This is a genomic window from Pedococcus bigeumensis, from assembly GCF_006438965.1.
GTDB lineage: Bacteria > Actinomycetota > Actinomycetes > Actinomycetales > Dermatophilaceae > Pedococcus > Pedococcus bigeumensis_A.
This window is the reverse complement of the sequence record NZ_RCZM01000008.1, coordinates 1-25,997: the sequence shown is the minus strand read 5'-3', so window position 1 is coordinate 25,997 and position 25,997 is coordinate 1. Positions and strand designations below refer to the sequence as shown.

At 69.6% G+C, this 25,997-nt stretch carries 26 protein-coding genes; 17 read left to right on the top strand and 9 right to left on the bottom strand.

Annotated features, from left to right (window positions below):
• Positions 1-243 precede the first annotated feature (243 nt).
• Both EAH86_RS19205 and EAH86_RS19200 read left to right on the top strand, forming a co-directional pair.
• Complete coding sequence (locus tag EAH86_RS19205; RefSeq protein ID WP_140743786.1) at positions 244-930, top strand: Ltp family lipoprotein; 687 nt, start codon at positions 244-246, stop codon at positions 928-930.
• Positions 931-1,282: 352 nt separating this feature from the next.
• Positions 1,283-1,741, top strand: a complete 459-nt coding sequence (locus EAH86_RS19200; protein WP_140743784.1) for a peptidoglycan-binding domain-containing protein — start codon at positions 1,283-1,285, stop codon at positions 1,739-1,741.
• Between the two features lie 69 nt (positions 1,742-1,810).
• Here EAH86_RS19200 and EAH86_RS19195 read toward each other — a convergent pair whose 3' ends face one another.
• Positions 1,811-2,584: a DUF5995 family protein gene (locus EAH86_RS19195; protein WP_140743782.1), complete on the bottom strand. Its 774-nt coding sequence runs from the start codon at positions 2,582-2,584 to the stop codon at positions 1,811-1,813.
• 146 nt (positions 2,585-2,730) lie between these two features.
• Between EAH86_RS19195 and EAH86_RS19190 the strand changes: the two genes are divergently transcribed.
• Positions 2,731-3,324, top strand: coding sequence for a hypothetical protein (locus tag EAH86_RS19190; protein ID WP_140743780.1), 594 nt, complete (start codon positions 2,731-2,733; stop codon positions 3,322-3,324).
• Positions 3,321-4,181 carry a hypothetical protein gene (locus EAH86_RS19185; protein ID WP_140743778.1) on the top strand — a complete coding sequence of 287 codons (861 nt, stop codon included), beginning with the start codon at positions 3,321-3,323 and terminating at the stop codon, positions 4,179-4,181. The genes EAH86_RS19190 and EAH86_RS19185 overlap by 4 nt, the downstream gene beginning before the upstream one ends.
• A 129-nt stretch (positions 4,182-4,310) precedes the next feature.
• Here the strand turns inward: EAH86_RS19185 and EAH86_RS19180 are convergent, their stop codons facing one another.
• Positions 4,311-5,015, bottom strand: a complete 705-nt coding sequence (locus tag EAH86_RS19180; RefSeq protein WP_140743776.1) for a DUF4386 family protein — start codon at positions 5,013-5,015, stop codon at positions 4,311-4,313.
• Complete coding sequence (locus EAH86_RS19175) at positions 5,012-5,371, bottom strand: hypothetical protein (protein WP_140743774.1); 360 nt, start codon at positions 5,369-5,371, stop codon at positions 5,012-5,014. Before EAH86_RS19175 ends, EAH86_RS19180 begins: the two co-directional genes overlap by 4 nt.
• Before the next feature lie 173 nt (positions 5,372-5,544).
• Here EAH86_RS19175 and EAH86_RS19170 point away from each other — a divergent pair, with 173 nt between their 5' ends.
• The 5 genes from EAH86_RS19170 (at position 5,545) to EAH86_RS19150 (ending at position 13,335) form a co-directional block, all read left to right on the top strand.
• Positions 5,545-7,611 (top strand): sensor histidine kinase, encoded by a 2,067-nt coding sequence (locus EAH86_RS19170; protein WP_161988714.1) that lies wholly within the window; start codon positions 5,545-5,547, stop codon positions 7,609-7,611.
• Entirely contained in the window at positions 7,608-8,267 is a 660-nt protein-coding gene (locus tag EAH86_RS19165) for a response regulator (protein WP_140743770.1), read from the top strand. Before EAH86_RS19170 ends, EAH86_RS19165 begins: the two co-directional genes overlap by 4 nt.
• A 281-nt stretch (positions 8,268-8,548) precedes the next feature.
• Positions 8,549-9,847, top strand: a complete 1,299-nt coding sequence (locus tag EAH86_RS19160; RefSeq protein WP_140743768.1) for an HNH endonuclease signature motif containing protein — start codon at positions 8,549-8,551, stop codon at positions 9,845-9,847.
• A 228-nt stretch (positions 9,848-10,075) separates the two neighbouring features.
• Positions 10,076-12,223 (top strand): MMPL family transporter, encoded by a 2,148-nt coding sequence (locus tag EAH86_RS19155; RefSeq protein ID WP_140743766.1) that lies wholly within the window; start codon positions 10,076-10,078, stop codon positions 12,221-12,223.
• Between the two features lie 101 nt (positions 12,224-12,324).
• Positions 12,325-13,335 carry an aldo/keto reductase family protein gene (locus tag EAH86_RS19150; protein WP_140743764.1) on the top strand — a complete coding sequence of 337 codons (1,011 nt, stop codon included), beginning with the start codon at positions 12,325-12,327 and terminating at the stop codon, positions 13,333-13,335.
• 71 nt (positions 13,336-13,406) lie between these two features.
• On the opposite strand, the gene EAH86_RS19145 is transcribed toward EAH86_RS19150, so the two are convergent.
• The 3 genes from EAH86_RS19145 to EAH86_RS19135 all read right to left on the bottom strand — a co-directional run bounded on the left by EAH86_RS19145 (position 13,407) and on the right by EAH86_RS19135 (position 17,276).
• Positions 13,407-14,324, bottom strand: coding sequence for an RNA polymerase sigma-70 factor (locus tag EAH86_RS19145; RefSeq protein WP_140743762.1), 918 nt, complete (start codon positions 14,322-14,324; stop codon positions 13,407-13,409).
• Positions 14,321-15,286, bottom strand: a complete 966-nt coding sequence (locus tag EAH86_RS19140) for an NAD-dependent epimerase/dehydratase family protein (protein ID WP_241668464.1) — start codon at positions 15,284-15,286, stop codon at positions 14,321-14,323. Before EAH86_RS19140 ends, EAH86_RS19145 begins: the two co-directional genes overlap by 4 nt.
• A gap of 226 nt (positions 15,287-15,512) precedes the next feature.
• Positions 15,513-17,276 carry an MFS transporter gene (locus EAH86_RS19135; RefSeq protein WP_140743760.1) on the bottom strand — a complete coding sequence of 588 codons (1,764 nt, stop codon included), beginning with the start codon at positions 17,274-17,276 and terminating at the stop codon, positions 15,513-15,515.
• A gap of 346 nt (positions 17,277-17,622) precedes the next feature.
• Here EAH86_RS19135 and EAH86_RS19130 point away from each other — a divergent pair, with 346 nt between their 5' ends.
• Together EAH86_RS19130 and EAH86_RS19125 are read left to right on the top strand one after the other, a co-directional pair.
• Positions 17,623-17,892, top strand: a complete 270-nt coding sequence (locus tag EAH86_RS19130; protein ID WP_140743758.1) for a hypothetical protein — start codon at positions 17,623-17,625, stop codon at positions 17,890-17,892.
• Positions 17,893-18,034: 142 nt separating this feature from the next.
• Positions 18,035-18,313, top strand: a complete 279-nt coding sequence (locus EAH86_RS19125) for a hypothetical protein (protein WP_140743756.1) — start codon at positions 18,035-18,037, stop codon at positions 18,311-18,313.
• Between the two features lie 25 nt (positions 18,314-18,338).
• On the opposite strand, the gene EAH86_RS19120 is transcribed toward EAH86_RS19125, so the two are convergent.
• The 3 genes from EAH86_RS19120 to EAH86_RS19110 all read right to left on the bottom strand — a co-directional run bounded on the left by EAH86_RS19120 (position 18,339) and on the right by EAH86_RS19110 (position 21,599).
• Entirely contained in the window at positions 18,339-19,643 is a 1,305-nt protein-coding gene (locus tag EAH86_RS19120) for a hypothetical protein (protein ID WP_140743754.1), read from the bottom strand.
• Positions 19,644-19,773: 130 nt separating this feature from the next.
• Entirely contained in the window at positions 19,774-20,454 is a 681-nt protein-coding gene (locus EAH86_RS19115) for a response regulator (protein ID WP_140743752.1), read from the bottom strand.
• Positions 20,451-21,599, bottom strand: a complete 1,149-nt coding sequence (locus EAH86_RS19110; RefSeq protein WP_161988713.1) for a sensor histidine kinase — start codon at positions 21,597-21,599, stop codon at positions 20,451-20,453. Before EAH86_RS19110 ends, EAH86_RS19115 begins: the two co-directional genes overlap by 4 nt.
• A 158-nt stretch (positions 21,600-21,757) precedes the next feature.
• Between EAH86_RS19110 and EAH86_RS20345 the strand changes: the two genes are divergently transcribed.
• The 6 genes from EAH86_RS20345 to EAH86_RS19080 form a co-directional block, all read left to right on the top strand.
• Positions 21,758-22,399: a hypothetical protein gene (locus tag EAH86_RS20345; RefSeq protein ID WP_161988712.1), complete on the top strand. Its 642-nt coding sequence runs from the start codon at positions 21,758-21,760 to the stop codon at positions 22,397-22,399.
• A 148-nt stretch (positions 22,400-22,547) separates the two neighbouring features.
• Positions 22,548-22,973 (top strand): SRPBCC family protein, encoded by a 426-nt coding sequence (locus tag EAH86_RS19100; RefSeq protein ID WP_170212831.1) that lies wholly within the window; start codon positions 22,548-22,550, stop codon positions 22,971-22,973.
• Positions 22,974-23,102: 129 nt separating this feature from the next.
• Positions 23,103-23,480, top strand: a complete 378-nt coding sequence (locus EAH86_RS19095; protein ID WP_140743748.1) for a VOC family protein — start codon at positions 23,103-23,105, stop codon at positions 23,478-23,480.
• A gap of 104 nt (positions 23,481-23,584) precedes the next feature.
• The gene (locus EAH86_RS19090) at positions 23,585-24,166 is read left to right on the top strand and encodes a DUF6318 family protein (RefSeq protein WP_140743746.1); all 582 of its coding nucleotides are present in this window, start codon (positions 23,585-23,587) and stop codon (positions 24,164-24,166) included.
• The gene (locus EAH86_RS19085; protein ID WP_140743744.1) at positions 24,163-25,101 is read left to right on the top strand and encodes a hypothetical protein; all 939 of its coding nucleotides are present in this window, start codon (positions 24,163-24,165) and stop codon (positions 25,099-25,101) included. Before EAH86_RS19090 ends, EAH86_RS19085 begins: the two co-directional genes overlap by 4 nt.
• Before the next feature lie 189 nt (positions 25,102-25,290).
• Positions 25,291-25,997: hypothetical protein (locus EAH86_RS19080; protein ID WP_140743742.1), on the top strand; the 707-nt coding region annotated here is incomplete at its 3' end.

Here is a 25,997-nt window from a genome sequence, read left to right as displayed (position 1 = left end):
TGCGCCCACGGCGTGTCGCCGCGACGCGCCGCAGGCCAGGCGGCCAGTGCCTCTCCCCGGTGTTCGGCTCTGCGTGCCTCATCTGTTCAGCTGACCCAGCAATGGCCGAACGCTGCGACCTGGGGACAAATGGTCCCTACCGCACGAAGTTCGCCTACGTGATTCTGTACAACGCCCGCAATTCGGGCATTCAGACGGCCGCATCCGCAACTGACGGCCGACAAGTCTTGGAGGAACAACGAGATGAGCACGCCAGCGGGCTGGTACCCGCAGAACGATGGTCAGCAGCGGTATTGGGATGGCCAGCAGTGGACGGAGCACTTCGCTCCGGGGGCCACTGAGGCAGCCCTTCCGATGGCCTCGGCACAGAAGCCCGCTCGCTCGTGGTACGTCAGGAAGCGCGTGCTGATCCCGGCGGGGATCGTCGCTCTGGCCATCTTCGCTACCGCCCTTGGAGGCGGCGGCGATGAGCCTACCCAGCCGGTGTCCGCATCAAGCCCGACGACATCGGCCGTCAAGGCCGCCGAACCTGCTGCCGCGACCGTCTCGCCGGCCCCGACGACCAAGGCTGCAGCAGCGGTTCCCAAGCCTGCTCCCAAGCCGGCGGCACCCAAGGCGCCGACCTTGACGTCCGGTCAGCGCAATGCCATGCGCGCAGCGGAGAACTACCTCGAGTTGATGGGCATGTCCAAGGCCGGTCTAATCCGGCAGTTGTCGTCCCCTGCGGGTGACGGATACTCCAAGGCCGACGCGACGTACGCCGCGAATCACGTCAAGGTCGATTGGAACGCTGAGGCAGTGGAGGCTGCCAAGAACTACATGGAAATGATGCCGATGTCGCGCTCGGGGCTCATCCAGCAGCTCTCCTCTTCTGCCGGAGATCAGTTCACGAAGGCGCAGGCAACTCACGCTGCTGACGCCGTCCTCTAAGGCGGCCTCGCCTAAGACTCGAATCACAGCTCGTCGGCCGGCCTCTCGCGGGCCGGGACAGGCCCCGCCGTTCCCTGGACGATTGGCGGGGTCTGCCGCTATTCACCCTCGCCTCGCCTACCGGCAGCCGGGGGCTACGCCGAACTCGATCTCCGCCAGCCGCAGCAGCACCTGGCCCAGCGTCACCAGGTCAGCAAGGCGAGCGGCGCTGAGCCCTTCGAGCTCAGCCACCGCTGACCGATTCCTAAACCCAAGGGCCAGCCGAATAGAGGGCTCATTTGGCTCATTGACCGTTGTTTGCCTACGGAGGATGGTGGAACAAGCGTAACGCCGTGTGTTGGGGAGGAGAGCCATGTCAGGTGTGAGTCCGTGGCCGCTCGTTCGCCAGGGAGATCGCAACCATCCCGTCCAAACCCTGCAGGACCTCTTGCGGGAGGCGGGCTACCCGGTGTCGGTCGACGGCATCTTCGGTCCGCTGACGGACCAGGCAGTCCGCTCCTTCCAGCAGGCCAAACACCTGAACGTCGACGGCATCGTCGGCCCCCAGACATGGGGAGCCCTCATCGTGACCGTGCGGCGAGGTTCCACCGGGGACGCGGTACGCGGTGTGCAGGAGGAGTTCCAGTTCCGCAACCTGTCCGGCGATCCCGGCAAGGGAATCGCGATCGACGGCGTCTTCGGCCCGAAGACCGAGGCGGCGGTCCGTGGCTTCCAGCAGGCCCTCCACGCAGACATCCCGTCAGTCGTGGTGGACGGCATCGTCGGTCCCGTGACGTGGCAGGCCTTGGTAAGCGGGATGCTCTCGTTCTGACCATGAAGGTTCCAGTCCATCGAGCCCACAGCCGTCACAGCGCCCTCGGGCTCCACTGAACTTCCAGGGTCACTGAGCTTCTTGGGCCACACTGCCCGTGGCCGGCGGGGGGAGAGTGACCCCGAACCCGGCTACCGCCAGTCGCAGCAGCACCTGACCCGGCGCCAGCAGGTCGGCGATGCGGGCGGCGCTGAGCACTTCGAGATCAGCCAGCCGCGCGGCATACACCTGCTTGCCGGCGACGCGCGCCTGCTGGAGCTCGACGGTGTTGTGCCAGACGTTCTGTCGCGCCTCGCGCAGGAATCGCTTGGAGCTCAAGCGATTCAGCGGTTGCAGCACCCGATCGACGACCGTCCGCGTGGACACCACGCCCAGCTCGTCGTCCTCGGCGGCGACGCGGCCGGACAGCACGCCGTCGATCCGTTCGTGGTCGCGCGCACGTCGCGCCATCACCACGGGGTCCGCGAACTCCTCGTCGCTGATCACTGCCAGTAGGGCCTGCGGCAGGTCGTAGTTGATGTGCGCGTTGATGCCCAGCAGGACGTGCCGCAGCGCAGGCAGGGACTCGGGCGCAGAGAAGGCCAGCCGCCACGGTCGCGGCACGTCGGGACTGCCCGCGAGGTCGAGGTCGAGCGCCGCCAGGTAGAGGTCGGCGAACACCACGTCCCACCGCTCGACCCACTCCGGGTCCTCGAACTGCGCATCCTCGATGGCCTTCCCGACGGCCAGCGTGGTCCGTCGGTAGGTCTCGAGGAACACTCGCTGGGCGGTCCTTTCGGGAGGCATCCGGACGAGCCGGACATCCATGGCCGCAACGACTTTCGCGATGTCGAGAGTGGGCATCCGAACCCCCTGACCGAGTGGGCCTGCGCGTTCTAGTATCGAGCTCAGGGCTGGCGGTTGCCAGCGCTCGGGGCCGACAGTTGTCTGTTGCTGCGACGGACGCCACCGGCCGGAAAGCAAGGTGCGGCGTGGTTCGTCGACACAGTTTGAGTCGCCACAGTCCTCGTGAGTTCGACCCCGTCGCGCTCGGGCACCTCGAGACGTTGGCGTGGGCGAGCTACTACCGGCGCGAGTGGGGTCCGGCGCTGCGGGCCTTCGTCGGGATGATCGACCAGGGCTTCGGCCTGGGGCCGCGGCTGACCTTCATCGGGGCTTGGCACGTGCTGCGTGCCAACAAGGCGTGGGCTCCGGTGCCCGACAACGATCCTGACGCCGCGCGGGCCTCGATGATGCGGTTCTACCGGCTGGTCCTCGGGCACTCGGACCTGAGCTTCGACCCGCACCGGGCGTCGGAGCTGGAGGTCGAGTGGTGGCGGCTGCACCGGGCGCACCAGCGCGACGACGTGGCCACCCGCGGCGAGCTCGAGCGCGCCCTGGTCGACCTCTACTCCTACGTCTACTCGGCGCCCCCGGAGACGATGCACGAAGCCGCTCGCTGGCGGGCCGAGGCGATGGACCTGTCGGACGCGTGGGTGGCCGGCGGTTGCGAGCTCACCGACCCGCGACTGGCCGCCGAGCGGCGCGCGCTGGTGGCCTCCTACTCGGCCCTGCTCGATGCGGTGTCCCGGATCCCGGCATGAGCGCGCCGATCCTCGAGCGCGACGACCGGGTGCTCGCCACCACCCGCGCCCTCTCGGCATTCATCGCGCCCTTCCTGCTCGTGGCGTTCGTCCTGCTCTACGGCTTCCCCGGCGAGACGGCCCGGCTGTGGGCGTGGCCGATCCAGTCGCAGATGACCTCGATGCTCCTGGCGTCCGCCTACCTCGGCGGCTGCTTCTTCTTCCTCCGCGTGCTCCTCGTCGAACGGCGCTGGGCGGCGGTGCGCGCGGGCTTCGTCTCAGTCGCCCTGTTCGCGACGCTGCTCGGGGTCGCCACCGTCCTGCACTGGGACAAGTTCGCCCACGGCAAGGTCACCTTCTGGCTGTGGGCCGGCCTCTACTTCACCGCTCCCTTCCTCGTGGTCGCAGCCTGGCTCACCAACCAGAGGTATGCCGGTCGGCCGGCTCCCGACGAACCTCGCCTCGGGCGCGTTGCGCGTCGGTTCCTGGCTGGCGCGGGTGGGCTGGCGGTCCTCTCCGGTGTGGCCATGTTCGTTGCCCCCGCCCGGGTGTTCCGGGTCTGGCCGTGGCCGCTCACCCCGCTGACCTGCCGTGTGGTGGGTGCGACGTTCTGCCTCGGTGCGGCCGGGCTGGTGGTGCTGGCTGATCACCGCTGGGAGGCGGTGCGGCTGATGCGGCAGGTGCAGCTGGTGATGTTCGCCCTGATCGCGGTGGCCGCCGTGCGAGCAAGGCACGAGTTCTTCACCGCCCGCCCGCTGACGTGGGTGATGGCTGTGGGCTTCGTCGGACTGTTCGCACTCTCGGCCGCCTCGGCGGTGAGGGACGTTGGTAGGGAAGGTACTCGGGGCAAGCACTCCCTACGCCCCCATTCCCACTGAGGTGGCCCGGGTCATGCCCGAGTACGCCAGGGCACGACCCGCCAGGACACGGCCCGCCACGCAGGCGTGACGCAGTGACGACACGCCTGGTGGCGGGCACGCCTGCTGGCGAGCACCCGGCATACCTCGTCAGGGACGAGGCGTCACGGGCTCCGTCGACGAGTCGGAACGCAGCAGCTCCCGCGCGACCATCGCCATCCCCACAGCGGTGAGGGACCAGCCGACGAAGTCGACCTGGGGGCTCCCGAGAAAGACCGTGGCCACGAAGTGCAGGGGCTGCGAGACCGCGGTCGCCCAGCCGGCCCAGGCGGGGACGCGTCCCGACCGGACGAGTGCGATGCCGAGCAGCACGGTTCCGACGACGTGGCCGACAACGAAGATGCCCGTCGCGATGCCCACCGTCGGATGTGCGGCTGAGAACAGCGCTGCAGACTGAGAGGCCGACAGACCGGCCTGGTGCGCGCTCCAGAGGAGCTGGTCCGCACCCAGCATGACCGCGAGCGCGAGGTAGCCGGGAACTGCCAGGGCCAGCGCCCAGGAGGTGAGTCGAGGTGCGGCGGCACGACAGATGCCGGCCGCTGCGATCACGCCTGGCACCAGGGTGAGCACGGCGACGAGCCCGAGCCACAGGACCGCGGACTGTGCGCCGGGGTGGCGGCCGACCTCGGCGACCGTCTCCTCGGGCGATCCCGCTGTGTAGTAAGGGAGTACGAGGCGCAAAACGGCCACGGCCGCCGGTCCGAGTGGCAGGAGCAGCGCTGTCGCCCAGGTGCTGAAGACCGGGGACGAGCGGCGGGCAGGTGCCGTGGCGACGTACGAGGTGCGGGCGCTCATGACGTCACCACGCGGGTGTCGCTGCGACCGACCAGCAGGATGCCGACAACAGTCAGGACCACCGTGGCGGCGGCTGCGGCCTGCGCGACCGCGGGCACGTCGTCAACGAGGAACGCAGGCAGGGCGGTGACTGCGGAGAGCACCCGGAGGCCCACGAGGAGGCGGATTGGGCGGTTCCCGTCCTGGAAGGCGCGGAGAACGAGAACGAGGCTGACCAAGCCGAGCGCTGTCGCCAGAGCGGCAACGGAGTATGGCGGGGTGGTGCCGTCGGTGAGCAGCAGCATCGAGCTGTCGGCCAGCGACAGCAGGCCAAGGATCGCCAGTCCTGCGCGGCGACTGGTAGCAGAGGAATTCATGGTGGTTCCTTTCGCGAGTGATGGTGCTCTCGACGATCCGCCGGCGACCTACCCGTCCAGAAGGGCGGCGGTCCCGCGAACCGGGTGATTGCCCGACCAGGTCGGGAAGATTTCCCGACACGTCGAGAGGGCCGCTCGCTATCGTCGAAGGTGGCGCGAGCGAGGAGATGCCGATGGCCGTGCGGTGGCTCGGGGCGGGACTTGGAGCAGCGGCTGTTGTGACGTCCGCTGCGGCTGTCGTGGCAACGACGGCAGTGCACTGGTCGTTCGACGAGACCCTCAACGCCTTCGTGATCAGCAACCTGGTCATCGGGGTGAGCTTCGCGCTCTGTGGTGCGCTGATCGCGTGGCACCGCCCTGGTTTGCTGCTCGGCTGGCTCTACGCCGTGGGTGGCTTCTGCCAGGTGTTGTCGGGTCTCGCCGCACCGCTGGGTCAGCTCCTCCACGAGCACGGAGCGCCGCTCTGGATCGTGCGCCTCGACATGACCGTGTTCAACTGGGCCTGGCCGATCAACATCGGGCTGGCCATCCCGTTGTCGTTGCTCCTGCTGCCGGACGGCAGGCTCGCCTCGCGGCGCTGGGTCCCGGTCGCGGCAGCCGTCGCAGTCACCTCGCCGCTGTTCCTGCTGGAGGTGGGGCTGGGACAGGAAACGCCACTGGGTATGCCGCGTGCGTACCTGACGTTGCAGCGCTACGACGACTTCGGCTGGCTCTGGACGCTGAGCGAGGTGCGCTGGGCACTCTCGGTCCTGGTGGGCTTGGCCTGCCTGGCCTTCCGCTATCGCCGGGGGACCGAGGCCGTGCGCCGTCAGCTGCTCTGGCTGGTCCTCGCGGTTGCCGTGATCGTCGTGGCCGTGACGCCGTGGGCGCTGGTCGCCGGCACACCACTGCTCGTCCTCTTCACGATCCCGCTGCTGCCAGCGGCCGTTGCCGTGGCCGTGCTGCGCCACGGACTGCTCGACATCAAGCTCGTCGTCAGCCGCGTCGTCACCTACGCGTTGCTCTCCGGCCTCGTGCTGGCGGCATACGCCGGGCTCGTCGTGGTGCTCTCGGGAGTCGCGTCCGCCTTGCTGGTGGCCATGCTCGCACTGCCAGTCCGCGCGCGGCTCCAGGCGGTTGTCGACAGGCTGCTGTACGGCGAGCGCGGCAACCCGGTCCGGGTGGCCTCACGGGTGGGGCAGTCCCTCTCCGGCGGTCTGTCCCAGACCCTTGAAGAGGTCCGCGCCGCGCTACGGCTGCCGTATGTCGCAGTGGTCGTGGGGGACGAGATCCGCGCGGCGGGTGGTACGCCCGGAGGGTCGACGGCGTCCTTGCCGCTCGAAGGCGGGGTGCTGGTCGTGGGCTTACGCAGCGGGGAGCGCCGTCTGTCCTCAGCAGACTCGAACATCCTGAGGATGCTCTCCGGCCCGCTGTCGACCGCGTTGCACGCCACCGACCTGCTGCGCGAGCTCAAGGTCTCGCGAGAACGGCTGGTCCTGGCCGAGGAGGATGAGCGGCGGCGGCTGAGGCGCGAGCTCCACGACGGTCTCGGGCCGCTGCTCACCGGGGTGGCGCTTTCCGCCGACATGGCCCACAACCTGGCGTCCGCTGGCCGTGCCGCGGGCTGGGACGCGGGCCGTGACGCCGGCCGTGACGCGAGCCTTGACGCCAGCCGTGACTCGGACCGTGACGCCGGCTCTGGCGCTGGCTCTGGCACCGACGCGGGCCCTGGCGCGGGCTCTGGCGCCGGTCCTGACGCGGGCACTGACGGGCGGCTGCTGGCACGGCTCGACGAGGTGCGCAGCGACAGTCGGACCGCGATCCGGGAGGTACGTCGCATCGTCGACAACCTCGGGTCCCCGGCCCTCGACGAGCTCGGCCTCGCCGAAGCTCTACGGATCCGTGCAGCCCGGACAACCCGGCGGGCCGATGGCTCCGACCTGGTTGTGCACGTCGAGATCCCCGCGGACCTGCCGCGGATGCCGGCGGCCGTCGAGCTCGCGGCATACCGCATCGCCACCGAGGCGCTGACCAATGTCGTCCGCCATTCGAGTGCGACGACCGTCCGCCTGCGACTGACCTGTGACGGGGAGCTGCGCTGCGAGGTGCTCGATGACGGGGCCGTCCACGGCAGCTGGCCTTCCGGGGTGGGCATCAGCTCGATGCGCGAACGGGCAGCTGAGCTCGGGGGGCGCTGCGACGTGGGGACGGGTCCCGAAGGGGGACACGTGCGGATCTTCCTACCCATGGCCGCCCGATGATCACGGTCCTGGTGGTCGACGACCACCCGGTCGTGCGCTCCGGGTTGTCCGGCGTGCTCTCGACCCTGGCCGGCTTTGAGGTCGTCGGTGTCGCCGCCGACGGAGCCGAGGCGGTGCGCGAGACTGTGCTCCATCGACCCGACGTGGCCCTGATGGACCTGCAGATGCCGGGGATGGACGGACTCGCCGCGATTCGGGAGATCGCTCGGGTGGCACCGACGACGCGGGTCTGCGTGCTGACCATGTTCAACGACGACGACTCGCTGTTCGCCGCAATGCGCGCCGGCGCCCACGGCTACCTGCTCAAGGGTGCCGAGCAGGAGGAGATCGCCCGAGCGGTGCGCGCGATCGCGGCCGGTGAGGTGATCTTCGGGCCAGGGGTAGCCGAGCGCGTGCTGCACCACCTCAACGCACCTGCTGCCCGCACGCCTGCCCCATTTCCCTCCCTGAGTGCCCGCGAGCTGGAAGTCCTGGAGCTGCTCGCCGCGGCGCTCCCGACCGGCACCATCGCCGACCGGTTGCGGCTCGCGCCCAAGACGGTGAGCAACCACGTCTCGAACATCCTCACCAAGCTGCAGGTGGTCGACCGGACCCAGGCGGCGGTCCTGGCTCGCGACGCCGGACTCGGATCCGACTCGGGCCACCGCGGCCAGTAAGTCACCGCGTCCCCGGGGGAGTCGTGGGCGCGGTCTTGCCCGCGGCGTGCGTGAGGTGTCGGGGCGACCTGCTGTCCGGTCCCGGCACCTCGTGGCGGTTGTGATGCGGCAACTGTTGCGGTTGTCCACAGACGGGCGCGCGCCCCTCTGTTGTCCACATGTGGGGCATCGAGGCTTGCCCTGAGCGTCGTAATGTGTCGCCGAAAGAGGCTGCAGTGCAATGGAATTGACGCGTTTGGTAGGCGGTTGGGTTGTCAGTGGTGGCGTCTAGTGTTGGGGTCATGGAGGGGAGCCTGACGGTTGAGCAGCGGCGCGAGCAGATCGCTGCCGCGCGCGAGGCGCTGGCCGGGATCGATGGGTCGCTGTGGCAGGTCCCCGGCGGTGGTGGTGGCCTGGCAGGTTTGCTCGGCGAGGTGGACGCGCTGGGGTCGGCGTGCGAGGCGGCGAAGGTGTCGATCGTGGCCGAGGCGATGGAGCGGGGCGAAACCTCTGACGGGGCGGCGGCGATGACCGTGACCCAGTGGGTGCGGCACCACGCGCCCTCGACCCGGGCGGGTGGCGCCGGTCAGCTGGTGGCGGTGGCTCAGGAGTTCGGGAAACCGGTGAACGCGCCGGTCGTGCAGGCCGTGCGGGCTGGTGTGCTGGCGGTGCGGTCGGCGGCTGTGGTGCTGGCCGAGGCGGACCGGTTGCGGCCGTTGCTGGTCGACGGAGCCGGGCCGCCGGTGTTGGCGGGGCTGATCGAGATGGCTGCGCAGCACGGGCCGCGGGGGTGCCGGATGGTGCGGCCGGCGTTGCTGGCCAGGTACGGCCAGGACGGTGAGCTGCAGACCCAGCAGGACGTCGCAAGGCGGTTCGTGTCGCTGTCGCAACCGGTCGAGGACGGCACCGGGACCGCGGAGTACCGGCTGGTCCTGGATGTCGAGGGCAAGGCTGTCCTCGAGGCGGCCCTCGGGCCGTTGTCCGCGCCCAGACCGGTGCAGGGGGAGCGGGACCTGCGTGCCTGCGACCAGCGCCGCGGCGAAGCCCTGGTGGAGCTGGTGCGCCGGGCAGTGGCCGCCGGTGAGTCGGTGGGGACGAACCCGAAGGCGCAGCTGATCGTGACGATGGACTGGGAGTCCCTGACCGCCGGGGTCCGGGGGGCCGGGGTCACGGTCGGCGGCTCGGACACCGGCACGGTGCTTGCGCCGGAGACGGTGCGCCGACTGGCGTGTGACGCCTCGGTGGTCCCGGTGGTGCTCGGGTCCGAGGGGGAGGTCCTCGACCAGGGGCGCGCAGTCCGGTTCTTCACCCCGGCCCAGACCCGCCGGCTGTGGCTCAGGGACGGTGGCTGCACCTATCCCGGGTGCTCGATGCCGCCGCACTGGACCGACGCCCACCACCTGGTGCACTGGGCCGACTTCGGGCCCTCCGACCTGGGCAACGCCGCGCTGCTGTGCGAGCGTCACCACACCATCGTGCACAGCCGCCGGTACGCCGGGCGGGTGCTGCAAGGCGACGCCGGGGAACGGGTCGAGTGGGACCGCACCCTGGGCAGCTACGACCAGCTCCTGGCCCGCCGCGCCGCAAAGGAACCAGCGTGACCCCGCCCCACACCCCGCCCCGCCAGGGCGGGGCCACGGGCATGCTCGCCGAGCCGCGCGGCATACGGGCTGGTTTGTCCCATCACGCTCTCAGGGTCAGCCCTGAGCGACCCCTGAACCCGACCCTCACTGGGTGGGAAACCGATGTACGCCAGCGCAACCGCGACCTACGGTTGAAGCACATTGCGCCCGGCAGGAGGTGCGACACCGCTACGGGAGGCAACGGCGATGGCACAGACACGGATCGGGGACGTCGGACGGCTGGCGTGGTTCCCGTCGTCACGGATGACCAAGTGGTTCGTCCTCGTCTTCTGGGTGCTGGTGCTGGCGGCGGCGTTCGGGCCCGCGGGCAAGCTGACCGGAGTCCTCAACAACGAAGCTGTCGCGTGGCTGCCGGCGGACGCCCAGTCGACCCAGGTGGTTAAGCAGATCGAGGCGTTCCAGAGCAAGAACGAGTTCCCGGCCGTCCTCGTCTACGAGCGGCCTGCGGGGCTGACCCCGGCCGATCTGCAGGCGGTCACCGCCCAGGTCGCGAAGTTCAACGCCCTCGACCCGGTGAAGAGCGAGAGCGTGGGCCCGATCCCGTCGCAGGATGGCAAGGCGCTACAGGTGATCGTGCCGGTCGACGCGGGGGATGCCGGGTGGGATTCGCTCGGCGCGACCGTCAAGGACATGCGCGCGATCGCCCAGGACCGCCCGGCTGGGCTGTCGATGCAGGTGACCGGCCCGGTCGGTTTCTCCGCTGACTCGTCCGACGCCTTCTCCGGACTGGACGGCAAGCTGCTCTTCTCCGCGGTGGGCGTCGTCATCTTCATCCTGCTGCTGACCTACCGCAGCCCCGTCCTGTGGCTGATCCCGGTGATCTCGGCCGGCACCGCGCTGTTCGTCGCTCAGGCCGTCATCTACTTCCTCGCCAAGGACGACACCCTGACGGTCAACGCGCAGAGCTCGGGGATCCTGACGGTCATCGTCTTCGGGGCCGGCACCGACTACGCGTTGCTTCTCGTCGCGCGCTACCGAGAGGAGCTGCGCCGACACGAGGACCGGCACGAGGCGATGGCGTTCGCCCTGCACCGAGCGGGGCCCGCGATCTTCGCCTCGGGTGCCACGGTCATCGCCGGCATGCTCTGCCTGCTGGTCGCGACGATGAACTCGACCAAGGGACTGGGTCCCGTCGCCGCCATCGGCGTCGCCGTCGGCCTACTCGTGATGCTGACCCTGCTGCCCGCCCTGCTCGTGATCTGCGGTCGCTGGATCTTCTGGCCGGTGCGCCCGTCCTACGGGTCGGTCGACCACACCCGTGACGGCTTCTGGGGGCGGACCGGCGCCCGGATCGCCCGCGCCCCGCGCCGCACCTGGGTGGTCACGACTCTGCTGCTGGCCATCGCGTCCCTGGGTGTCCTGCAGCTCAACGCGGTCGGGCTGCAGAACAAGGACGCCTTCTATGGCACACCGGAATCCGTTGTGGGAGAACAGGTCCTGGCCAAGCACTTCCCGGCTGGGGCCGGCTCGCCGGTGATGGTGCTCGCGAACGCCGACCAGGCCGCCGCTGTCGTGACGACGCTCAAGTCGGTCGAGGGTGTCTCTGCTGTCGCCGACCCCATCACCCGCGGCAGCCGCTCGCTCATCAACGCGACGCTCACCGCCGCACCCGACTCGGACGCCGCCACCAACAGCGTCGACCGGATCCGCGCGGCCATCGCCAAGGTGCCGGGTGCCGACGCGATCGCGGGGGGTGACACTGCCACACGGGCCGACACCCTCCGGGCATCGTCGACCGACAACGAGCGGATCATCCCGATCATCCTGGCCGTGGTGCTGCTGATCCTGATCCTGTTGCTGCGGGCGATCACGGCGCCACTGGTCCTGATCGCCACGGTGGTCCTGTCCTACGGCGCGGCCATGGGACTGTCGGCGCTGATCTTCCGGCACGTGCTCGGCTTCGCAGGGGCGGACTCGTCGCTGCCGCTGTTCGTGTTCGTCTTCCTCGTCGCGCTCGGGATCGACTACAACATCTTCCTCATGACGCGAGTCCACGAAGAGGCCAAGGAGGTCGGGACGCGTCAAGGCGCGCTCACGGGTCTCGCCGCAACCGGTGGGGTGATCACCTCGGCTGGGCTGGTCCTGGCTGGGACGTTCGCGGTGCTGGCCACGATGCCGATCGTCAGCTTCGCCGAGATCGGGTTCGCCGTAGCCCTCGGCGTCCTGCTCGACACCCTCGTCGTCCGCTCCGTCCTGGTCACGGCGCTCAACCTCGAGCTGCGCGGTCGGATGTGGTGGCCGAGTGCTCTCGCGAGGCGAGACCGCGACCTCGACGCGGCGAACGCCACCGCGCCCGAGGACGCGCAGGACGTGCAGCTCGAGCCGGCCCACTGACCGGGGGAGCCAAACAAGAGTGAGGTATGCCGCGGGGCTCAGCCCCGCGGCATACCTCACCCCGTTCGGCGGCCCGGGCGCCGGCGGCATACGGTTGAAGCATGGACTATCGATACCTCGGCAACAGCGGACTGAAGATCTCTGAGATCACCTACGGCAACTGGCTCACCCACGGCTCCCAGGTCGAGAACGACGTGGCCAAGGAGTGTGTGGCCGCCGCGCTCGACGCGGGCATCAGTACCTTCGACACGGCGGACGTCTACGCCAACACCAAGGCGGAGACCGTCCTCGGTGAGGCGCTCAAGGGTGAGCGGCGCGAGAGCCTGGAGATCTTCACCAAGGTCTACTGGCCGACCGGCCCCGGCGGCAAGAACGACACCGGCCTGTCGCGCAAGCACATCATGGAGTCGATCAACGGCTCCCTGGAGCGGCTCCAGACCGACTACGTGGACCTCTACCAGGCGCACCGCTACGACACCGAGACGCCGCTCGAGGAGACGATGCAGGCGTTCGCCGACGTCGTCCGGCAGGGCAAGGCGCTCTACATCGGCGTCAGCGAGTGGACGGCCGAGCGGATCCGGGAGGGCGTGAAGCTGTCGAAGGAGCTCGGCTTCCAGCTCATCTCGAGCCAGCCCCAGTACTCGATGCTGTGGCGGGTCATCGAGGGCGAGGTCGTCCCGACGTGTGAGGAGCTCGGCGTCAGCCAGATCGTGTGGAGCCCGATCGCGCAGGGCGTGCTCACCGGCAAGTACCAGCCCGGTCAGCAGCCGCCGGAGGGTTCGCGGGCGGCCGACGAGAAGGGCGGCGCCGACATGATCAAGCGGTTCATGAACGACGACGTCCTCACCCGCGTGCAGGGCCTCCAGCCGGTCGCCGACGAAGCCGGCGTGTCGATGGCGCAGCTCGCCGTCGCCTGGGTCCTGCAGAACCCCAACGTCGCCGCCGCGCTCGTCGGCGCCTCGCGTCCGGAGCAGGTGCACGAGAACGTCAAGGCAGCGGGCGTGAAGCTCGAGCCTGCGTTGATGAAGCAGATCGACGACGTCCTCGGCGACATCGTCGAGCGCGACCCCGGCAAGACCAAGGAGACGGCGCCGCAGCAGCGCGTCGCCTGATCAGGGTCGCCTGAGCAAGAGGTGAGGTATGCCGCGGGGCCGAGCCCCGCGGCATACCCACGACCCTTTCGTCACCGGTTGGCGCGCAGGATGGCCACGGCGTCACCGACCGGACCGAGGTGGGCGAGCTTCTCGGGGTTGACGATCGAGCGGATGCCGATGATCTCGCAGTCGGCGATCTCGAGACCCCACACGCCGAGGATTCGCTCCTGGTCGTCGACGTAGATCGCTCCCGGGTCGCCGTTGATGTCGACCGTGCGCATCGACACCTGGGGGAACCGGGCGAGCGCGTGCAGCCAGTTCGCGAGGGTGTGCGCGACCCGGCTTCGACCGCGCAGCGATCGGGCCAGGGCCGGCACCTTGCCGCCACCGTCGCCGGTCAGCTCGACGTCGTGGGCGAGCAGCGCTTCCAGCCCGGCCAGGTCGCCCTGCTCGGCGGCTGCGAAGAACCGCGCGGCGAGCTCGTGCTGCTGCTCACGGGTGGTCTCGAACCGGGGTCGCCGCTCCTTGACGTGCTTGCGGGCGCGGCTGGCGAGCTGGCGGACGTTGTCCTCGCTCTTCCCGACGATGTCGGTGATCTCGGGGTAGCCGTAGCCGAACACGTCGTGCAGCAGCAGCACCGCACGTTGCTCGGGGGACAGGCTCTCCATCAGCACCAACATCGCCAGCGACAGCGAGTCCGCCGTCTCGGCGTGGCGAGCTGGGTCTTCCCGGCCATCCGTGACGATCGGCTCGGGCAGCCACTCGCCCACGTAGTGCTCCCGCCGGGCGCGCGCGGAACGGAGCTCGTTGATCGCCAGCCTCGTGGTGATGGTGGCGACGAACGCGCGCGGTGATGCGATGTCCTCACCGGCGTCGAGCGACTGATGCACCCGCAGCAACGCCTCCTGCACCACGTCCTCGGCCTCGGACACGCTGCCCAGCATCCGGTAGGCGATCGCGAACGCCGTCGGCCGCAGCGCGTCGAGCAATGCGTCCCGGTCGCTCACCTGACCTCCTGGCCAACTGGGTGTGGAGTCGTGAGGCCAGCGAAGCCTTCCCGCCAGGTCGGGTGCGACGGGCTCCAGCCGAGCTCGCGCTTGGCCTTCGCGTTGGACGCGCCCCGCAGCTCGGTCATCATCACCGCTCCGATCTCTCCGGTCAGCAGCCGCGCCACGAACCGGGGCACGTGCATCGGCTTCTTGGCACCCAACGTACGCGCGAGGACCGGCAGCCACTCGGCGACCTGGGCGGGCTCGTCGTCGACGACGTTGTAGACCCCGCCGCGGCCGTGGTCGATCGCCGCCACGGTCGCCTCCGCCGCGTCGGCGATGTGGATGAACGACCACACGCCGGCACCGTTGCCCACCACGGGGAACTTGCGTCCCCGGACCGCTTCGGTCTGCTCGCCGTCGGGTCCGAGCGACGTGCCCGGACCGTAGAAACCGCCGTACCGCAACACAATTCCCTCGGTCCACGTCGCTGCGAGGACGCGTTCCTCGACGTGGCAGATCGCCGCCACAGTCTGCCGCATCTCCTTGGCCGGTCCGACACCGAACGAGTCGTCCTCGGTCTTCACCGGCCCACCGACGCGCTCGTAGGCCGCGAAGAAGCTCTGGGCGACGAACCGCTTCACGCCGATCGCCTGCCCAGCCGAGAGCAGGTGGTCGGTGCCCTCGGTTCGCAGCCGGTTGGTCATCGCGAAACCGCGGTCGAAGTGCCGGAAGTCCAGCGGCCCGATGGAGGTCAGCTGGTGGACGATCACGTCTGGCTGCACTCGTCCCACCGCCTCGGCCACCTGGTCGGCGTTGAGCGCGTCGGCCAGCACCGGCTCCGCGCCGAGCTCGCGCACGAGCTGCTCCTTCGCAGCACTGTGGGTCATCCCGTGGACCTGGTGGCCCGCCTGGACCAGCTGTGGCACGAGCTGCTGGCCGATCGCCCCGGTCGCTCCTGCAACGAAAATCTTCATCATCGTCTCCCTCGTCGGTTGTCCTTCCACCATCAAAGACAAGACGAGGGCGTCGGTTGTGACAGCCGGGCCGGCGTCCACGTCGGATGGGAGCAGGGGACTCTCCGACGTGGACGGCATACCGAACGTATGGCGCTTCGCGACAGCGCATCCTGGCCAAAGGTCCCGACTTCAGGACCCGTGTGGTGCAGCTCGAACCGTGTTGCGGCTCGAACCGTGATGATGCAGGTCAGCCCATCCGGCGGGAGATGATGTCGTCGGCCGCGACCCGCGACTCCTCGCTGCCGCTCACGGCGTCGAGGAAGTCGGCGCGCGACAGGCTGAGCAGCTCGGTGTCCTCTGTCGCCGTCACGGTGGCGGTCCGCGGGACGTCGCGCAGCAGGCCGATCTCGCCGAAGTAGTCGCCGGCCCTCTCGATGCGGAGGAACATGCCGTTCTGGCTCACCTCGACAGCGCCGGACTTGATGACGAGGAACCGGTCCGACTCCTCGCCCTCACGAACGACCGTCCTGCCGGCAGGTGCGGACTCCGAGGTGAGCTGGGTCGCCAGCAGCTCGAGGGTGGCGCGGGTGAGGGGAGAGAACATCGGTATGCCGCGCAGCAGCTTCGCGTCCTCCGGCTCGATCAGCGTCGCGTCGAGCCTGCGACACCGTGGGAGGAACCCGATCGCGGGTGCAGCCACGAGCACCGCCAGGAGCGCGAGTCCGGGGCGCAGGCCCACCCAGGAGATCAGGAAGGGCATGACAGCCGAGCCCAGGGCCATCGTCCCGATGAGCGCGCCCTCGTAGGCGCCGAACACTCGGCCGAGGACGGCATCAGGGGTGATCCGCTGGACGATGGTGGCGAAGTTGACGTCGACCAACGGGTTGCCGAACCCCATGATGATCGCGGACGCGAACACGGTCACTGGTGATGGCCAGACCACCACCAGCAGCAGCGGTATGGCCCACAGGATGGTGCCCGTCGCCATGTCGCCGGCGAGCTTGTTGTGGCTGGCGCGGGCGATCGCATAGAAGCCGCCCACGATGGCGCCGACGCCGAAGACCGAGTCGATGAAGCCGACGCCCTCCGGGCCGGTCTTGACGATGTCGACGGCGAAGATCACGGTGAAGACGAGCGTCGCGCCGGCGACCACGGTCTGGGCGCAGACGATGATGGCGACCATCAGCAGGTCGCGATTCTTGGCGATCGTGCTGAACCCGGCGGCCATCTCCGCGAGCATGCCCGGCTTGGCGTCGTCGCCGTCGCCCGCGCCTCCGCCACCGACGACCCCGACACCCCCGTCGGAACTGTCCGGGCCCCCGTCCGTGTCCGCCTCGGCACGCGCGACCGTCGATGCGACCACGGACGAGTGGGGGTGGATGCCCAGGACCAGGAACGCGGACCACAGGAAGGTGGCCGCGTTGAGCAGGAACACCGTCTCGATGTTGGTGAGCGCGATCAAGCTGGCCCCGATCGCCGGGCCGACGAAGAAGGCGATGCTTTCGATGGTGCTCGAGGTGCCGTTCGACGCCGTCAGCTCTTCTGGCCGGTTGGTCAGGGACGGCATCCACGACATCTGGGCCGGCCGGAACACACAGCCGATGAGCGACGCGGCGGTGGCCAGGACGTAGATCGGCCAGGCGGGGGTGTCGAGGACCAGACAGGCAGTGGCCGCCACCACCACCAGCGCGCGCAGCAGGTCGGAGGCGATCAGGACCTTCTTGCGCGGCAGTCGGTCGGCCAGCGCCGAGCCGAGCGGGGAGGTCACCGCCATGAGCAGGAACCGGATGGCTCCCCACACACCCACTGCCTTGGCGCCGCCGACTCCGTAGGCCCACACGATGACGGCCGTGCTGTACGCCCAGTCGCCGATCATCGACCCCGCCAGGGCGAGCTGCATGCGCCGTAGGGCGGGGTTGCGGAAGACCGATGCGATGGACGTCCGGGCGTCCCGGATCGAGTTCCTGACCGCGTCGGCGACGCCGACACTCACGCCTGAATCGACAGCCATGCCGTGGCCTTTGCTCAGCCGACCGGGTTGGGCCCGGCGGTGGGGGTGTGCCCTGCCCACCGCATCATCCTCCGGTCGCCCGGCATCGTTGATCGTGCAATTGGCGGATACCTGAGTTTGCCCGCGGATCCGGGCGGTACCTCTCGCTGGCAGTCCCGCCCGGCGCTACCGCACCCTGCGTACCGGACCCGTCACCCTTCGGCGGGATCCGGGCATGCCCGAGCCCTTTTAGCGTCGAGGTGCGCCGCATCAGGACCACGCCACAACAGGAGGCGGGGAGACAGGCACGCACCTGTGGGCGTCGATCAAGCAGGGCGGCGCAGACCCCACAGCCGAGGGATCCGGAATGCTGTCGGACGCGTGGTACGACACGAACTACCAGTACGCGAACGACCCTGCAGGACAGACGATCCAGTGCGACGGCCGGTGGCACGTCAACCGGTTCACGGTGAAGCTCGTCGACCACCCGTTCGGCACCGACTACGTCTCGGGGAAGCTCGCCAAGGGCGCCGCGTGGGTGCAGTTCTGCGTGTTCGACTCCAGCGCGACGGACGACAACTTCCCGACCGGTTTCGCCTACGACTACAGCTGGAAGACCGTCATCGCCCAGCACTGAGCCGCGCCTCGAACGGGACACGACAGGCGGGGTATGCCGGGTGGTCACCACCCGGCATACCCCGCCTGTGCGGCATCGGCGCGAGTCCGATCTCCATCGATCGACGGAGGCGAAACCCCTCGTTCGGGACGACGATCGCCTCATGGGCGAGGTGAACCGGCTCGATGCGGGGACGACCTGGGTGACGTACGACGGGCCGCCGTACGTCAACCCCATCGACGGACGCCCCGGGTTCTTCGTGGACGTGTGCCTGTCGTTGAACGATGCCGAGCTCGAGGAACTGTGCGGCTACTGGGAGTGGCGCGCGGACCTGGCGACCCGGGACATCGACCGCTGGTGGTGCTGGACCGTCGTCCGGTTCGGTCGGCGCCTGATCGCCGGCCGGCGCGAGTCCTGTCAGCATCCCCACCAGTGGTTCTGAGTCGCCAGCCGGAGAAGCAGGGGCGCTAGCCGTTGAAGCAGGGGCCCGAGCCGACCTGGCGCAGTCCTTCGAGGTCTCCGTCGCCGAAGCCGGTCTGTCCCACCATCGACGCGAACATCAGCTGGCGCTGGTCCGCCACGTGCCCCAGGCCGACGAGGTGCCCGAGCTCGTGCATGACGATGCTTCGCGCGATGACGCGGCCGTCCGGCTCGTCGAGGATGTGGTCGAACGCAGGGGCGTCCAGCAGCACCGTGCCGGTCACGTAGTGCATGTCGGCCGCCGAGCGATAGGGCGCCATCGCAGGCCCACCGATCCCCACGACCGGGCCGACGAGCTCGGCGTTGGCGCTGTCGTGCGTCCAGGCCACCAGGACCGGCGCCCACCGGTTGCCGTAGAGCTTCTCGTCGATACTTGGCCGGCTGATGGTCGGCGCCTCGGTGGTCCGACCGTCCACGGTGAGCACCAGCCCGGTCGCAGCGCTGACCTCCGCGGCGGCTTCCTTGATCAGCTCCTCACCACCGCGAGGAGACTCATCCGTGTTCACCACGAGGTGGATCGGGCGGCACGGGTCGAAGGCCACCGGAAGTCCGGACGCGGTGGTGCGCAGGAACGTGTAGGCGGTGGACGAGGACCGCTTCGTGGGTGACGGACTCAGCCTGGTAGATCGTGCGTCCGCGGGCACGGGCGGCTCGGCCAGGCCCGATCCCGACGGGGCGACAGGTGTGATCGGGGCACCCATCGCGATGTCGCCGAACGCTGACTGCGCGCCCGGGCCGGTGCCGTTGACCGCAGCACCTCTGGCGATCAGGCGCGGGATCCCCAGGACGGCGAGGGCGACCAGGAGGACTGCCACGATCAGCGTGCTCGCGGTGCCCGGTCCGGACCGTCGTTGCCGTGGGGGGAGGTACGCCGTGGGCGACCCAGCGGGGTCCTGCGCCACGGGGCGCGCCCAAGGATCCTCGGGCATGGCCGGTGCCGGGGAGGCTGCCCACGGGTCTGCGGGCATGGCGGGCACCGAGGTGCCTGCCCAAGGGTCACTGGGCATGGACGGCGCCGGGGCGGGAAGGGCGGCCGCGCCTGCGACCGCACCGCTGGTGTCCGGGCGCGGAGCTCGACGCGCCGGGCGCGGCCGTCCGGCTCTGAGGTCGGCCAGGCACCAGAGGCACAGGAGCTCCTTGGCCGTCGGTTCGAAACCGACCTGCTCACCGCGCGCCAACGGCTCACCACAGCCGCACTGCGCCGACACCTCGAGCCACAACAGCTCCACCTTGTCGAGCTCCACACCGGCCCTCCCCACGCCCCGGTCGGGGGCATTCACGTCGCCGTCCATCGTCCCCAACCCAGCGGGCGCGGACCGCGCTACCGGCAGCAGACGGACCAAACGGACTAGGGCAGCCCGGGGTGAGGTGCGCCGGTGGCGAGAACCCGGCATACCTCAGCGCAGCTGGCGAAGGTCCGGGTTACCTGGGATTGCGCTCCGCACCGGCACCGCTGACCAGCCCTGTCTCGTAGGCGTAGATCACGGCCTGCACGCGGTCGCGGAGGCCCAGCTTCATCAGCACCCGACCGACATGGGTCTTCACGGTCGTTTCGGAGACGAACAGCTCCTCGGCGACCTCGGCGTTCGTGAGCCCGCGCGCGAGCAACGACAGCGTCTCCAGCTCCCGTGGCGTCAGGGAGGCCAGCTGGTCCCGGGCCTCACCCTCCGGTACCCGCGGCCGCGCGAGGAACGACTCGATCATGCGGCGGGTCACCGTGGGCGCCAGCAGGGACTCGCCCGAATGCACTGCCCTGATCCCCGCGACCAGGAGCTCCGGTTGCACGTCCTTGAGCAGGAAGCCGCTCGCCCCCGCCTGCAGCGCCTCGTACACGTACCCGTCCATGTCGAACGTCGTGAGCATCACGACCCGGGTGGCGCGCGGCCCGTCGGCCATCAGCCGCCTCGTGGCCGCGATGCCGTCGACTCCGGGCATGCGCACGTCCATGAGCACGACGTCCGGGCTGAGGGCGGCGACCTGGGCCACCGCCTGTTCCCCGTCGGCGGCCTCACCGACCACGTGGATGTCAGGCTCGATCTCCAGGATCATCCGGAAGCCGGCCCGTACGAGAGCCTGGTCGTCGACGATCAGCACGTCGATCATGCCGACTCCAGCGGAAGGGTCGCGACGAGCTCGAAGCCGCCTTCCGGACGAACCCGCGCGACGAGCGAACCCCCATACACCGCAACGCGTTCTCGCATCCCGAGCAGTCCACTGCCTGCCTCGGCCGGGGGAGTCGCGCTCGCCGGACGCTGCCCGTCGTCGCGCACCGCGAGCTCGAGCCGTTCGGCACCGTAGTCGATGGCGACGGCCGCCTTGCGGGGGTTCCGCGCGTGACGCAGGGTGTTCGTCAGCCCCTCCTGCACGAGCCGGTATGCCGTGAGGTCCAGCCCCGGCGCCAGTGCCTGCACCACGCCGGTCACCTGGAGGTCGACGGGCAGACCGGCCGTGCGGAACTTCTCCGCGAGGCGGTCCAGCTGGTCGAGCCCGGGTGGCGGCTCCAGCTGGGTCTCCTCGCCCGACTCTCGGAGCACGCCGACCATCCGGCGCATCTCGGCCAGCGCCTCGCGGCCCACTGCCTCAACGGTTTCCAGAGCCTGCCGCTCGGCGTCCTGGTCGGTCGTGAGACGGCGACGCACCGCCGAGGCCTGCACGGTCATCACACTGACGCTGTGCCCGATGACGTCGTGCAGCTCGCGCGCGATGCGGTTGCGTTCCTCCGCCACCGCCTGTGAGGCCCGCTGCTGACGGTTCACCCGTCGCTGCTCGGTGTTGAGGACGGTGAGACGCACGACTGCCCCGACCAGCCAGGCGATCACCGACGGGCTCAGCCAGAAGAGGGTGAGCAGCCGCTCCCTCATCGTGGCGTGCATGCCAGTCGGGTCCAGGCTCGACCACGACAGCCAGAACGTCGCGGCCAGGACCAGCCCCCACCACGCCCGCCGTGGCGGCAGCCGTCGTCCGACGGTGTAGGTGGCGACGAGCATGGGCAGCATGACGCCGTTTCCCTCGGGGGAGCCGAAGGTGGCGAACTCCACCGTGCTGGCGAGGACGATCGCCCCTTGGCAGGCAAGGGGGTTCAGCCGGCGACCCACGAGCAGGACAGCGGTCACGGCATACAGGAGGGCCTGGGCCCACAACGGCCCCTGGCGGTGCGTCGATGTGATGCCCCACCACGCCTCGAGCTGACCGAGGACGCCGACCACCACCGCGACGGCGGTGTCGAACGCCCAGTTCCTGCGCGTCACGGAACCGACGGTACCCGCGCGCCGCGAACTGCACGTCCTCCTTGCGGAGGATGCGCGAATCCTGCTGTCGGACACCACGATTTCGTGCCCGGGCAGGACGACGACCCGAGTTCGGCTTCCTACCGTCGAACAGACAACCACCACCACAGGGAGGAACCATGAACACCATTCCACGCAGCGCCGGCATCGGGCTCCTGGTCTACGCAGTCGGGACCACGACGGCCTTCGTCGGTGCAGGCGGTCCCGGGGGCGACTACGAGCCGGACATCGTCGCTGGCTACGTCGACCCCAGCCACTATCTGGGCTCGTTCGCCTTCTGGTACCTCGGCGCCCTGGCCGCGTTGGGGCTGCTCGCGTTCGGCCACGGACTTCGGCGGCTGGGAGGCGTGGTCGGGGACACCGCATGGGGCATGTCGGTCGCCGGCACCGTCATCAGCGTGGTCGGCGCCTTCGTCGGCGGCGGCCTCGTCGTCGCCCTCGCCGAGGGAGGAACCGACGTCCAGCAGGGTGTCCCGCACCCCGTGATCTACACGATCAGCGAGATCGCCAACCTGCTGGCGCTGTGTGGTCCGGCGTTCTTCATCGGGGCCCTGGCGATCCTGCTGGCGGCGCGGGCCGGGCTGCCCCGCTGGTTGAGAGCCTTCTCGGTCATCGCCGGAATCTGCGGGATCTTGCTGCCGGTCTACTTCACCATCCCCGTGTACCTGGCCTGGACCCTGGTCTTCGGGGGCAGGCTGGTGGCGAAGGGAGCCCGCGGCAACGAGCTGACGGAGGCCGTACTCGCCGAATCCCTCGTCTGAGCACGAGGGGCGAGGTGTGCCGGGTGTCCAATACCCGGCATACCTGCCCGAAATCGTGCGCACCTGTTGCCAGCGGGCCCAAGGCTTGGTCGACTGTTCCCTGTGGGTCACGCCCACCCGGGGAGTGACTCTCGGACGGAGGTTCTCCATGAGCAGTGTGGTCGAAACGGTCCCGGATGACACAGATCCCGGCGACCTCGAGGCAGGCGTGCGCGCAGGGGTCACGATCCCCGCGCCGGTCGAGCAGGTCTGGCAGCACCTGATCAGTGCCGCCGGCACCGAAGCCCTCATCGGCGAGGGCGCTCGGATCGGCAACAAGGGTGAGCCGTGGCACGCGGCCGACGGGTCGTACGGCGTGGTGCGCAGCTTCCATCCCGTCGAACAGGTGCGGGTCACGTGGCACCCGCACGAGGACGGGCCACTGAGCATGCTCGACGTCCAGCTGCGACCGGACGGGGACGGCACGAGGGTCGAGGTCTTCCACGAAGGCCGTGGCATCGCCGGTGACCCCCGCGGAGACCTGCAGCACTGGGACGACGCGCTCGGCCGGCTGGCGGGTGGCCTCCAGGCCTGAGCCGGCAGGCAGCCACACGACGCCCACCGTTCGGTATGCCGGGTGGTCACCACCCGGCATACCGTGCTGTCGGGAGGCGCACACTCGAGAGCCGCACACTCGAGTGCCGCACACCTGGGAGGAAGGTCCATGGCCGCCGAGCTGAACCACACGATCGTGCACTGCACCGACAAGGCGGTATCGGCGGGCTTCCTCGTGGACCTGCTGGGGTTGGAGCCGCCCACGCGCTACGGACCGTTCCTGGTCGTCGAGCTGGGCAACGGGGTCTCGCTCGACTACGCGGACGACCACGGCAGCCCGCATCCGCAGCACTACGCCTTCCTGGTGAGCGAGGAGGAGTTCGACCAGATCCACGCGCGCATCGCGCAACGCGACTTGACCTACTGGGCGGACCCGTTCCACCACGTGGCGGGCGAGATCAACACCAACGACGGTGGCCGGGGCCTCTACTGGGACGACCCCGACGGCCACAGCCTCGAGATCATCACCGTCCCCTACGGCGGCTGAGCGCGCCCGTGGCCTGTGGATGACAACGGGCCATTTGTCCGGTGTTTGCGTAGACTCGCCTGCAGTTCGGGACGGCCGGGGAGGCTGCGGAGGGGGGTTCGGGCGTGCTTCGACGTCATGGGTATGCCGCGTGCGGCCTGGTCGCGCTGCTCGGCCTGGCGGGGTGCACGGGTGGGGGTGATGACCCGCCGGTGAGCACGTCGACGTCGTCCACAACGACGACGCCGAGCGCACCGTCGACCACGAGGACGACCACGACGAGCGGTCCAGCCGACGGCTATCCGGCGGCGGCGCGGGCACACACCGTCGAAGGCGGCAAGGCCTTCGTCGAGTACTACTACGCCACCCTCAATGAGGTCTTTCAGCGCCCACGGGTGGGCGTCATCCCGGGCATCGCGGCCACCTCGTGCGTCTTCTGTCAGAGGAACGAACAATCGGTCAAGGACCTTGTCGCGGGCGGAGGTAAGTACTCCACTCCGCCGCTGGCACTCAAGAACCTTGCCCCACTTCAGGGCGCACCGAAGGGGCAGCTCTACTACCAGGCGACCTCCGCTCAGCTTGGGGCGTGGGTGGTCGACGGGGGTGGCAAGAAGGTCCACCAGGACAAGGTGTCGTCACTGGAAGTGAGCATCGCGATCGTCTGGGCGAACGGGTCGTGGAAGCTTTACGGAGCGGACAAGGCATGAGTCGCAGGATCGCCCTCTGCCTGGTCGCTGCAGTTGCGTTGACCATCGCCGTTCCGAGTGCCGCATGGGCGGCATGCCCACCTTCATGTGACGGTACCAACGGCCAGTACACCGACACGGGCACGACGGTCGGCACGATGGGGCAGTCCGACATGAAGGAGCTGCAGCGCAAGGCGGGTCGTATCGGTCTGCCGGTGCCCAAGGGTCCGTTCTTCAGGTACGCCTCGACGGGGCTGTGTGGCGGGGCTCGACCGGACAATGACGTCGACACGGCGTGTGGTGCCGACGCCCGGTGCGAGCGCAACACCCCAGCACAGGGTCAGGGTCCGCCCGTGGCTGTCTGGGAAGCGCGGATCGACAAGGACGGCAAGCCGGTCAACGACCAGGACCAGCCCGTTGCCGCCCTGGCGTGGCAGCGACTGGGTGTGACCTGCCTGCCGGAGATGGTCCCCGGCAACCAGCCCCGTCTGACGATGGCTCAGATCCAGGCCGCGTTCCACGACACGAAGTTCGCGCTTGCCACGGTCAACATCCAGCCCGAGGGGAACGTCACCTTGGTGAGGCTGCCGACCTACTTCGAGCTGAAATGGCCTTCGAGTGGTTTTCAGCCTGACGAGGTCGACTCCGTGGACCCGGGCCGGATGGCCGGGTTCCGGGTAGACATCCGGCCTCGGCTCAAGTCCGTGGTCTACGTCTACGGCGACGGCACCAGCAGCGGCCGCACCGGCTCGCTGGGTGGCCCGTACCCCGACGGCGACATCCGTCACGAGTACGCCAGGGGTGGCAGCTACCAGGTGCGAGCCGACGTCACCTACGGTGGGCAGTACCGGGTCAACGGCGGCACCTGGATCACGATCCCCGGCGACGTCACCATCCAGGGCACCCCCGAGACCCTTCAGGTCAAGACCGCCAAGGCCCGGCTCGTCACCCACTGACCGCCGCACCCTCGCGTGGTCCTGTGGTGCCGTATCGGTGCCGTTGCGGCGTCGCGGTTGCGCGATATCGCATCACGAACCATACTCGTTGCAGCTTGTCCACAGGTGTCGAATTGCGTTGGGGTGCAACCGATCTCGCGCCAGCGGGAGTGAGTTGGACTGTCAGTGGTCGGGTCTAACGTGGTCGTCATGGCAATCAGTCCCGACACCACCCCCCGAACGGGCGGCGACCCCAGCGGTCACCGCGGCCGACCGGTGCTGGGTGTGGTCTCGGCGGCGGTTGCGGCGCTGGCTGGCTGTGAGCCGGGCCGGGTCTGGGCGCTGAGCGATGCCGAGGTCGCGGCGGCGATGAGCGCGCTGGGCGACTTGGCGGTCAGTGTCGACGCGCACCTGGTGGCGGTGCTGGCCGAGGCGAAACGGCGCAGCCTGGGCAGCGGGGACGGCTGGGGGCCGGTGGACTGGGCGCATGCGATGGCGCCACTGATCCCATTGCGGGACCTGCGCGACCTGGACGCCGTCGCCGCCACCGCCGCTTGCGAGGACCTGCGGCTGGGCGGCGTGGTCGAGGCGGTCGCCGCCGGCACGGACGCCGATGACGCCGACCCGGGGCGGGGTGAGGTGTTGCCGGTGGGCAAGGCCGCCCAGATCGTCCGGTTCCACCAGAGCATCCGCGGGCTGGCCGACCCGGCCGAGCTGGAGCAGGTCACCGGTGTGTTGCTGCAGTCCGCGCGCGGCGTCGACGGCCTGGGCGAGAAGGGGCTCGCGGCCGCGGTCCGGCACGCCGGACAGGTGATGCGCCCGGACCGGTTGGTCGAGCACGACGCCGACCTCCGACGGGCGCACCGGTCACTGGTCAAAGGCCCGGGCCCGCTCGGGCTGAGCCGCTACACCCTGAT

Excerpts from the sequence above, each read along its gene's own strand:
- EAH86_RS19205 (WP_140743786.1), top strand. The coding sequence starts at position 244 with ATGAGCACGCCAGCGGGCTGGTACCCGCAGAACGATGGTCAGCAGCGG.
- EAH86_RS19200 (WP_140743784.1), top strand. The coding sequence starts at position 1,283 with ATGTCAGGTGTGAGTCCGTGGCCGCTCGTTCGCCAGGGAGATCGCAAC.
- EAH86_RS19195 (WP_140743782.1), bottom strand. The coding sequence starts at position 2,584 with ATGCCCACTCTCGACATCGCGAAAGTCGTTGCGGCCATGGATGTCCGG.
- EAH86_RS19185 (WP_140743778.1), top strand. The coding sequence starts at position 3,321 with ATGAGCGCGCCGATCCTCGAGCGCGACGACCGGGTGCTCGCCACCACC.
- EAH86_RS19180 (WP_140743776.1), bottom strand. The coding sequence starts at position 5,015 with ATGAGCGCCCGCACCTCGTACGTCGCCACGGCACCTGCCCGCCGCTCG.
- EAH86_RS19175 (WP_140743774.1), bottom strand. The coding sequence starts at position 5,371 with ATGAATTCCTCTGCTACCAGTCGCCGCGCAGGACTGGCGATCCTTGGC.
- EAH86_RS19170 (WP_161988714.1), top strand. The coding sequence starts at position 5,545 with ATGGCCGTGCGGTGGCTCGGGGCGGGACTTGGAGCAGCGGCTGTTGTG.
- EAH86_RS19165 (WP_140743770.1), top strand. The coding sequence starts at position 7,608 with ATGATCACGGTCCTGGTGGTCGACGACCACCCGGTCGTGCGCTCCGGG.
- EAH86_RS19160 (WP_140743768.1), top strand. The coding sequence starts at position 8,549 with ATGGAGGGGAGCCTGACGGTTGAGCAGCGGCGCGAGCAGATCGCTGCC.
- EAH86_RS19155 (WP_140743766.1), top strand. The coding sequence starts at position 10,076 with ATGGCACAGACACGGATCGGGGACGTCGGACGGCTGGCGTGGTTCCCG.
- EAH86_RS19150 (WP_140743764.1), top strand. The coding sequence starts at position 12,325 with ATGGACTATCGATACCTCGGCAACAGCGGACTGAAGATCTCTGAGATC.
- EAH86_RS19140 (WP_241668464.1), bottom strand. The coding sequence starts at position 15,286 with ATGATGAAGATTTTCGTTGCAGGAGCGACCGGGGCGATCGGCCAGCAG.
- EAH86_RS19135 (WP_140743760.1), bottom strand. The coding sequence starts at position 17,276 with ATGGCTGTCGATTCAGGCGTGAGTGTCGGCGTCGCCGACGCGGTCAGG.
- EAH86_RS19130 (WP_140743758.1), top strand. The coding sequence starts at position 17,623 with ATGCTGTCGGACGCGTGGTACGACACGAACTACCAGTACGCGAACGAC.
- EAH86_RS19125 (WP_140743756.1), top strand. The coding sequence starts at position 18,035 with ATGGGCGAGGTGAACCGGCTCGATGCGGGGACGACCTGGGTGACGTAC.
- EAH86_RS19120 (WP_140743754.1), bottom strand. The coding sequence starts at position 19,643 with ATGGACGGCGACGTGAATGCCCCCGACCGGGGCGTGGGGAGGGCCGGT.
- EAH86_RS19115 (WP_140743752.1), bottom strand. The coding sequence starts at position 20,454 with ATGATCGACGTGCTGATCGTCGACGACCAGGCTCTCGTACGGGCCGGC.
- EAH86_RS20345 (WP_161988712.1), top strand. The coding sequence starts at position 21,758 with ATGAACACCATTCCACGCAGCGCCGGCATCGGGCTCCTGGTCTACGCA.
- EAH86_RS19100 (WP_170212831.1), top strand. The coding sequence starts at position 22,548 with ATGAGCAGTGTGGTCGAAACGGTCCCGGATGACACAGATCCCGGCGAC.
- EAH86_RS19095 (WP_140743748.1), top strand. The coding sequence starts at position 23,103 with ATGGCCGCCGAGCTGAACCACACGATCGTGCACTGCACCGACAAGGCG.
- EAH86_RS19085 (WP_140743744.1), top strand. The coding sequence starts at position 24,163 with ATGAGTCGCAGGATCGCCCTCTGCCTGGTCGCTGCAGTTGCGTTGACC.